The 2,653-nt window shown below is 74.0% G+C and carries 4 protein-coding genes; 1 reads left to right on the top strand and 3 read right to left on the bottom strand.

What is annotated here, in order from left to right; all coding sequences use genetic code 11:
- Window positions 1-680: hypothetical protein (locus QMK28_RS29765; protein ID WP_326442786.1), on the bottom strand; the 680-nt coding region annotated here is incomplete at its 3' end.
- Between the two features lie 83 nt (window positions 681-763).
- Complete coding sequence (locus tag QMK28_RS29770) at window positions 764-1,120, bottom strand: hypothetical protein (RefSeq protein ID WP_326442787.1); 357 nt, start codon at window positions 1,118-1,120, stop codon at window positions 764-766.
- Window positions 1,121-1,211: 91 nt separating this feature from the next.
- Between QMK28_RS29770 and QMK28_RS29775 the strand changes: the two genes are divergently transcribed.
- On the top strand, window positions 1,212-2,117 hold the full coding sequence (locus tag QMK28_RS29775; protein WP_326442788.1) for an oxygenase MpaB family protein: 906 nt from the start codon (window positions 1,212-1,214) through the stop codon (window positions 2,115-2,117).
- Window positions 2,118-2,210: 93 nt separating this feature from the next.
- Here QMK28_RS29775 and QMK28_RS29780 read toward each other — a convergent pair.
- Window positions 2,211-2,653 (bottom strand): class I SAM-dependent methyltransferase (locus QMK28_RS29780; protein WP_326442789.1); only part of this gene is annotated, 443 nt, incomplete at its 5' end.

Below are 2,653 nucleotides of genomic sequence, written 5' to 3' on the forward strand. Positions count from 1 at the left end.
GGCCTGGCCACCATGCTCCAGCCCGGTCCGTCGGCGCGCAGCGTGCGGGCCCCGCCCGCCGCGAAGGCCGAGCGGATACGGCCGGCCGGCGGGGGCGCGTCCGCGTACGCGCGCGCCTCGTCGAGTACCCGCCGCACGCCGGAGTGCGGTTGCTCGCCCGGGTCCACGAAGGTGACCTCGCCATCCACCTGCTCGCGCCAGATCGCCCACTGGAGCGCGATCTCGTCCGCGCCGAGCCGGCGTTGGGCCGGGCCCCAGTGCTCGGCGTCGGGCGGGGTGAGCGGCGGCCGGTCGTCCTCGCCCGGCTCCGGGTCGGGCGCCGGGTCGTGCGGGGCCGGCACGTCGGGCGCGGCGACCGCGAGGGCCAGCGGCCAGCCGGGCAGCACGGCGGCCACGCTGCGTTCGTCGGGGGAGAGGTCGTACTCCATGCCGCAGTCCCAGGCCGCGATGGCGCACGCGACGAGCGAGACGTCATCGGTGGCCACCGTCCAGCGCGCGCCCGCGCCGTCCTGCCCGAGCAGCAGGCCGTAGCCCTCCGCGTACGGCTCCAGGCCCAGCACCCCGCACGCCTCCGGGTAGTCGTCGCCCAGCACACTCGGGAACCGCGCGGGCGTCAGCAGCACCGCGGTCAGTACATACAGCGCCTCGTCCGCGCTCTCGTGCTGTTCCGTCGCGCCCACTCCGGCCTCCCTGTCCGTACGAGTCGTCCGCGAACCCTAACCAGCCGGTAACCCCGGCGTCGAGAGCGCGGAGCGGCCCGGAATCAGGCGGCGGGCAGCCCGAGCAGCGCCCGGGCCACCTCGCGCGGGGACTCGCCCCGCTCGCGGGCCAGCACGATCACCGCCCGGCAGGCCAGTTCGTCGACCCCGAACATCAACGCCTCCGGAGAGATCCAGGAGGCCGCCTCGGCGCTCCGCTCCTCGTCGTCCTCGGCTCTCGCGGCGACGTAGCAGGCGGCGGCCTCGAAGAGGTTGCGCTGCCGGGGCGGCGTACGGGACGACGGTTTGGCTCCGGGCGGCGCGCCGTTCGCGCCGTCCGCCCGGTCGAGGTCACTGAGGTCCGCGTAGGGGTCCTTGATGATCGCGAACAGCTTGCGCGCGGCGCGGGAAAATCGGTCCATCCGGAGCCCCCTGAGTGTGTGCCCTCCGAGCATTCCAGTGTGCACCGTCCACATAGGATTGGAGCTTCGGCAATCGGAAGGCGGGGGCGGAATGCGGCGCTACGACTGGCTCAAGGAGATCCAACGGCTCGATCCCGAACGGGATTTCCTGCGGATCTACCGGATCACCGCGACTCATGAGTTCCCCTGGGACCTGACCCGGGCGCTGGAGCTGGCCCTCTACCGGACGTACGCCGTACCGAGCATCGGCCGACTGCTGGACGAGACGGCGCAGCTGACGGACCGTGCCCAGAAGCGCTACGACGACACGGCGCTGCTGCTGGACGCGGTGGTCGAGCACGGCTTCGAGCACGAGGACGGGCTCGACGCGATCCGCCGCATCAACCAGATGCACCGCGGCTACGACATCAGCGACGACGACATGCGCTACGTGCTCTGCACCTTCGTGGTGACGCCCAAGCGCTGGCTCGACGCGTACGGCTGGCGGCGGCTCTCGGAGCGCGAGAAGCACGCGATGGCCGTCTACTACCGCACGCTCGGCCGGCACCTGGGCATCCCCGACATCCCGCGGAGCTACCCGGAGTTCGAGCGCTGCCTCGACGCGTACGAGGACGCGCACTTCGGCTGGGACGAGGGCGCCCGCCGGGTCTCCGACGCGACGCTCGACCTGATGGCCTCCTGGTACCCAGCGCCGCTGGCCCCGTTGGTGCGCGGCGCGAGCATGGCGCTGCTAGACGACTCACTGCTGCGGGCCTTCCGCTACGACCGGCCGAAGCCCGCCGTCAGAACCCTGGTGCGCTCGGCGCTGCGGCTGCGGGCGAAGGCGGTACGGCTGCTGCCGCCCCGTACCAGCCCGCATTACGCCCGGCAGAACCCCGAGATCAAGGGCTATCCGTTCGGCTACAACCTCTCGGACCTCGGCACCTTCCCCGAGCCTCGCGGCAGCGGCGGCGCGGTTCCCGGCTGCCCGGTCCCGCAGAACCGGGAACGCTCCTGAAGGCGCCCGCCGGGGGCCGGCGGGGCCGGCCGGGAATGGTTTGAGGGCACCTCCCGGACGGAGTCCGGGGGATGAACCTCGCCGGTCAGGGCACTAGCCGGGCCGCTCCGCCAGGGCCAGGAACCGGGCGTCCTCGTCCGTGTAGGAGACGAGCCGCCAGCCGGAACGTGCCAGCAGCGGGGCGAGGTTGGGCTCGGCCCGCAGATCGTCCGGGGTGAGCCGGCGCTGCTGCCGGGCGGCGAGGGCGGCCCGGCCGATCGGATGGAAGAGGGCGAGCCTGCCGCCGGGGCGTGCGACCCGGGCGAGTTCGCGCAGCCCGGTCGCCGGGTCGGGCAGATGCGCGACGAGTCCGGCGGCGAACACCACGTCCACCGACCCGTCGCGCAGCGGCAGCCGGCCGACGTCGGCGACGGTGAGCAGCGCGGCGTGCCGCCGTCCGGCGCGGGCCGCCGCGTGCAGCATCTCGGGGGTGAGGTCGGCGCCGACGACCCTGCCCGACGGGCCGACGGCTTCGCGCAGGGCGGGCAGCGCCCGTC

The organism is Streptomyces sp. H27-D2, from assembly GCF_035828615.1.
Lineage (GTDB): Bacteria > Actinomycetota > Actinomycetes > Streptomycetales > Streptomycetaceae > Streptomyces.